The organism is Coprobacter sp. (assembly GCF_982436375.1).
Genome location: NZ_CEWDCG010000190.1, coordinates 1 through 5,775, shown reverse-complemented (window position 1 = coordinate 5,775; position 5,775 = coordinate 1). Strand labels below are relative to the sequence as shown.

General features: G+C 38.1%; 5 protein-coding genes. 1 reads left to right on the top strand and 4 read right to left on the bottom strand.

The window, feature by feature from the left end; all coding sequences use genetic code 11:
- Nucleotides 1-232 precede the first annotated feature (232 nt).
- A complete protein-coding gene (locus AC1WHX_RS09990) occupies nt 233-1,192 on the top strand; it encodes a DUF3089 domain-containing protein (RefSeq protein ID WP_122337472.1) in 960 nt (319 codons plus the stop codon).
- 75 nt (nt 1,193-1,267) lie between these two features.
- On the opposite strand, the gene asnB is transcribed toward AC1WHX_RS09990, so the two are convergent.
- From asnB to AC1WHX_RS09970, 4 genes are all read right to left on the bottom strand, one after another.
- On the bottom strand, nt 1,268-2,965 hold the full coding sequence (asnB, locus tag AC1WHX_RS09985) for an asparagine synthase (glutamine-hydrolyzing) (protein ID WP_122337473.1): 1,698 nt from the start codon (nt 2,963-2,965) through the stop codon (nt 1,268-1,270).
- 174 nt (nt 2,966-3,139) lie between these two features.
- Nucleotides 3,140-3,820 carry a glycosyltransferase family 2 protein gene (locus AC1WHX_RS09980; RefSeq protein WP_122337474.1) on the bottom strand — a complete coding sequence of 227 codons (681 nt, stop codon included), beginning with the start codon at nt 3,818-3,820 and terminating at the stop codon, nt 3,140-3,142.
- Between the two features lie 175 nt (nt 3,821-3,995).
- The gene (locus tag AC1WHX_RS09975; RefSeq protein WP_481229269.1) at nt 3,996-4,226 is read right to left on the bottom strand and encodes an acyl carrier protein; all 231 of its coding nucleotides are present in this window, start codon (nt 4,224-4,226) and stop codon (nt 3,996-3,998) included.
- A gap of 213 nt (nt 4,227-4,439) precedes the next feature.
- Nucleotides 4,440-5,753 carry a pyridoxal phosphate-dependent aminotransferase gene (locus AC1WHX_RS09970; protein WP_303116860.1) on the bottom strand — a complete coding sequence of 438 codons (1,314 nt, stop codon included), beginning with the start codon at nt 5,751-5,753 and terminating at the stop codon, nt 4,440-4,442.
- Nucleotides 5,754-5,775: the final 22 nt, after the last annotated feature.

Here is a 5,775-nt window from a genome sequence, read left to right as displayed (position 1 = left end):
TAGTCACAAAGATAGTGATAAAAGCTAAATTATATAAAAAGCCGAAGCGAAAAAGAGAAAATGTTTGTGAGAAAGTATGCAACAATAATCAAAATATCAACTCTTTGTTTTTATAAAGAATTATAATACCTTTGTCAACAACTATTTATGTATCCTCAAAATAAAATAAACAAATCTTTCGAGAACCTTTATTTTATCTGATGTAATATAAACTGTGTATAAAAAAATCTTTATGTATAAAATCATATATACAATTTTATTAATGACGATATGGAGTGCTTGCAACTCTCGTCATTCCGATATCGAAAATGCTTATATTCCCTCTGAACCGGATTATACTGACAACAAAATGTGGTACACAAATCTCAATGATACGGACAGTTGCGGTGCTGATGTATTCTATATAGTTTCAACATGGGAATTCGACTGGTACACCAATGACGGACAAATATGCCACTATGCCGATCCAGTCAATATTAAAGATCACCGAGATGATATGGCTATCGAAATCTCCAAAATAGCCCAATATATGGGACAGAAAAATAACTTTTATGCTCCATATTACCGGCACATTACTCTTAACTCTTGGGCTACATGCAATGAAGACACCATCAATCGGCGCTATCATACGGTTTCATTCAACGATGTCCAAAAAGCATTTCAATATTTCATCAACACAAATAATAATAATCGCCCGTTCATCTTAGCCGGGTTCAGTCAGGGAGGGAAATCGGTTGTCGAACTCATAAAAACGATGCCCGATGATGTCAAGAAACGGATGGTTGCCGCCTATGTTCTCGGCTACAAAGTCACTCCCCAAGACACGGCAGAATGTAAGAACCTCCGAGCTGCAAAAGATTCTCTCGACCTCGGTGTTACAATCTGTTATAACTCAGTTTCTGATATAAAATATATAAAGCCTGTAATAAGTGTTCCGTCCGCTATGTGCATAAATCCGGTCAACTGGAAAACCGATGCTACTCCGGCAATTCTTCATGATACTATTACCGTCACCTTATCTCCAGAACACAATGTTCTTGTCCTATCCGGTTATAGCGGCAGCGAATATACTCCTATTCTCGGGATCATCAACACCGGAGACTTTCATGGCGCAGAACCGTGGCTTTACAGCGAATGCCTTGCTAAAAACATCCAACAACGTATAAAGGCCTATCGAAAACTATATCCATAAACCAAACAGAAAATCTCGGATAACAATCAGACACTAAATGAGAAACTTTGTAAATTAAAAACCTATCTAAATGCACTAAACGACCTTATTCAACATAATATGCAAATTGATCCATTTCCATAAATGTTGAGGGGCTGTTGTTCCTTTTTCCAAAAAACTGTTCCATTGTCGGTTTAGTTGTTCCCCGTCAATCCAGTCAGACGCAACACTTTCTCTCAGACCGTCAATAGATTCTCCTACCCAATTTTGCAGCTCATTCGATAGCCATAACCGCGAAGAACGTCCGGCTTTTCCCTTCGGTGCTAAACGCACATTCTTCGGGAGTAACCGAGACGCAATCTGGCGAATCATCCACTTATCCTGACAAGAACGTTCTTTCATATAATGCGGTAAAGCAAAAGCATACTCAATCAAACGATGATCTAAAAACGGTTTTCGGAGTTCGGTAGAATGCATCATACTCACCCGATCATTAAAACGAAGAATATGCGGAATACGTTCATAAAACAAATCTCTATATCTCAGATTATCTTCTTCATCCCGAAAAGGATGCGGATATTCAGGTAAGTGCGCCAATTCTTTAAAATCGGACTTCAAGCAAGAACAAATTGCGGATTGGTCCATATCCCCTTTTCTCGGATAACTTGCCCAAACCTCATCAAGGCCGAGTCCGTCACACAAGACAGTAGTCCCCTGACGATGAGCAGTACTAAATAAACGAGCATAAGCCAATGATGAAAATCCGTCATAAGGTTCATCCTGTACACGGGCGATTTTTACAGCTTCTTTCACCACTATATCAGGAGTAAGTTGTACCTGTTCCAAATGATACTCTGTATGTGAAAGCATTTCCTCTGTCCATAAAATTTCATCTGAAAATTTATCTCCGCCATAATAAGAATATACTTTAAACGGATCATGAGGAAATAACCGATGTATAAGACCTAACAAAAATGAGGAATCGATTCCTCCGGACAGATTGAATCCGACCGGAACAGCCGCATCTAAATTATAGCGGACACTCTCCTCTGCCAATGATAAAAAACGTTCTGCTGCTTCTGTCTCCGATTCAGGAATTTCGACAGACTGCACTGCTTTATCGAATTCATACCATTGTCGTACATCCAAAGATGAAGAATTAAAAAACAAGCAATATCCAGCCGGAAGCTGATACACTTCATCCCAGAATGTTTCATAAGGCATTCCATACGTAGAATAAACCAAATATCCAGCCCAGCGACAGGATGACATTTGTTTGCGAATACCGGCAGCAAATAAGGCTTTTATCTCGGAAGCGAAATATAAATTTCCTTTCTGCAAAGCAAAGTAAAGAGGTTTTACTCCAAACCGATCTCGCGCCATAAAAAGAGTTTTTGCCGACCGATCATATATGGCAATAGCAAAAATTCCATTAAAACGATCGAGACATGATCTCCCCCAACGATGATAAGCCTTCAATATCACCTCTTCCTCCGTATCGGAATGAAATGTATAATAACGGCTCAATAATTTTCTCAGTTCGACATGATTATATATATTACCATCGCAAACCAGAATAAGTCCGGTATCCTCATCCATATAAGGCTGTTCCGAATCGCCTTTTATCTGTTTTACCGCCAACCGGTTATGAACCATTCCTATTTCAGAATCAACTACCCAAGATATCCATGAACCCATATTATCCGGACCTCGATGAAGCTGCACTTGCGACATCTTTTTTAGTAACGACTTCATATTAGGAACTTCTCCTACTACACCTGCAATTCCGCACATATTATTATTCTATTTTATCGATTCTCGTATCGAATCTCAATCTGACAAAACTCAAGATTGCTTTTACCTAAAATCGGGTATCAGATTTCACCCAATCTCTTCATACGAAACATTCGTCGAAGACGTTCTAAAAAACATTTTTTTTAGAAAATAGTTCAAAGCTCATATCACATCTTACCAGCTAAAATTATTTTTAAGAAAAGGTAAATTCGCTTTCCGACTTGTATTATCTAACATTTCGGAATAAATATTACCGAGACAACGTATTTTCCCCCGAAATGAATATCGGGTAAAAATATCCCCGCCAATTTTCTCATACAATGAAAAATGATGTGCTGAGTGACGTCCTGATAAACGAAACAAAGGCGAATAATACCTGAATAACCTCCCTGCAGTAATTTCCCCGGGAGAATAATCACGGGAACGCATATACTGCATATTACTACCCCGCACATTGTGAAAACACAGATCATACTCTGGATGAGTCATCAAAAAAGTCCCTTGACGCTGCAACTTGAAAATATCACTCCAGAGCTCCTCATCCCGGCATATTATACCAAGATCACCTCTCAGCCGTATAATTCGGCTTTTTTCAGGAAAATCTCCCGGAACACGTGTATAAAACCGTACCTTATCAGGATACAGAGCCTTATACTCCTGACAAATATCTCCTGTCCCATCATTCGATCCACGATCCACGATCACGACTTCCGTATCAAAAGTAGTACGCTGATTCAATATGCCATCCAGTCGAAGCCATAAAGTATCTGCATGTTGCCGGGTAACCAAAACAACCGAAATTAAAGGCGAGTGCAATGTCAACCCCCGAAATACCAAACTTACTTCTTTTTTCATTATTCAGAGCATATTTAATTTTTTATGAAAATAATCTTGATTGTTCTGTCCAATACAAATGGCCTTCGAATTTTTCACATTTTTTTAATCTGAAATAATCGACCATTCTTTCTTTTCAAACGGTTCAAAATCTGAAGAATATCATTTTATTTCGAATAAAATTCTCAGCAACTTTTTATTGCCTGTTGCATACACAGCGATACAAATCTTCTATCGTATCATTATATAAAAAGTCCTTTTTATTCAATTCTACCTGATATTCTTCTTTTACCATTTCTACAAAAGATACTGCCAACAAAATATTCCATTCCCGTAATTGTTTAAATCGAGTCCCCGGTTTTATTTCCTTCGATGAAGTACGAAAGAATAAAGTACAAACATGATTCATAAAAAGTTTCTTATCCATAAAAACAACCTCCTATATATTCTTAACAAACGGGTTGGCAAGCTTTTTTGTTCAAGTAAAAAAGATTAATTCAAGAAAAAGCATTAATCCAATAAAATAAAAAAATCCCGCTTTACTCAATTGTTATCATAAAAAATACACCCCAAAAGTTTTTTATCTAACTTTTGGGGTGCAGATCATTAACATTAAATCAATCCTATCGACAGAAAAACTTTATATGCTATGATGACGGACAAACAGAGACAAACGTTCGTTCAACAAATCATACTGATTATCTTTGATAAAAGAAGTACAAGCCCGAATCCCTTCCTGACGACTTCCCGTTGTAATAAGAGAAATAGAACTTACACCATAATAAATTAATTCTTTCATCAATTCTCCACCTGTCATTCCGGGATAACCGATCGTAAAATAAAAACCATCAGCCAAAGGTTCTCCTAAATCAGTATCATATACCAGATGAAAACCGTGCCGAAGAAAAATATCCTTTAACCGCTTTGCTCTATGTCCATATTCCTTTACTTCTTCCAAAAATGCGAAATCCCGATCAGAAGCGGCCTTCATCATTGCGGCCATGGCATATTGCGCCGAATGGCTTACCCCAGAAGATATTGCATACAAAGCCCTATGAATAAAAACCGATCCGAATGTTCCTCCGCCATAACGATCGGTCAACCCGGGATACACACGATGATACAACTTATCGGAAATCACGACCACACCTATCCGCTGTCCGGCATAACTAAACGCTTTAGAACCCGATATCAACAATAAATAATTATCGGTATAACGAGCAACAGTAGGTTGGTAAGGCGGCTGAAAAGGAGTTCCCAATTCTTTTCGGAAATCCATTGCAAAATAAGCAAGGTCTTCTAAAACTATTACGTCATATTTATTTGCCAAATCTCCTATTGTCCTCAACTCTTCATCTTTGAGACATATCCATGAAGGGTTATTTGGATTGGAATAAATAACAGCAGCGATATTTCCTTTTTCCAAATAACTTTCCAATTTTTCCCGAAGCTTATCTCCTCGAAAATCATACACATCAAAAGCTTCATACTTATACCCAAGTACCACTATTTGTTGTTTTTGTACAGGGAAACCGGGATCGATAAAAAGAATCGTGTCTTTTTCCGGATTGCATTGACCTGCCACTAAAAACGATGTAAATGTACCCTGCATAGAACCGACTACCGGGACACAACCTTGCGGATCGACATCAACATCGATAAATGCTTTTACAAAACGTGCAGCTTCTTTCTTCAGACGAGGCAATCCGTCTATAACCGGATAAATCGAAGCAACTCCGTTACGTAACGCTTCAATCTCAGCTTCTACTCCGACAGCGGCAGGAGGCAATCCCGGAACTCCCATCTCCATATGAATAAATTCCTGTCCTGTTTTTTCTTCAAGACGTGATGCGATTGCGACTACCTCCCGAATAGTTGCCTTTCCGAAATCTGGAATACTCATCTCATCGATAGTCTCATTTACAATATCATAGTCAATTGGTGTATTTTTCATATTTATATATTTTTCGATATTC

Excerpts from the sequence above, each read along its gene's own strand:
- AC1WHX_RS09990 (WP_122337472.1), top strand. The coding sequence starts at position 233 with ATGTATAAAATCATATATACAATTTTATTAATGACGATATGGAGTGCT.
- asnB (WP_122337473.1), bottom strand. The coding sequence starts at position 2,965 with ATGTGCGGAATTGCAGGTGTAGTAGGAGAAGTTCCTAATATGAAGTCG.
- AC1WHX_RS09980 (WP_122337474.1), bottom strand. The coding sequence starts at position 3,820 with ATGAAAAAAGAAGTAAGTTTGGTATTTCGGGGGTTGACATTGCACTCG.
- AC1WHX_RS09975 (WP_481229269.1), bottom strand. The coding sequence starts at position 4,226 with ATGGATAAGAAACTTTTTATGAATCATGTTTGTACTTTATTCTTTCGT.
- AC1WHX_RS09970 (WP_303116860.1), bottom strand. The coding sequence starts at position 5,753 with ATGAAAAATACACCAATTGACTATGATATTGTAAATGAGACTATCGAT.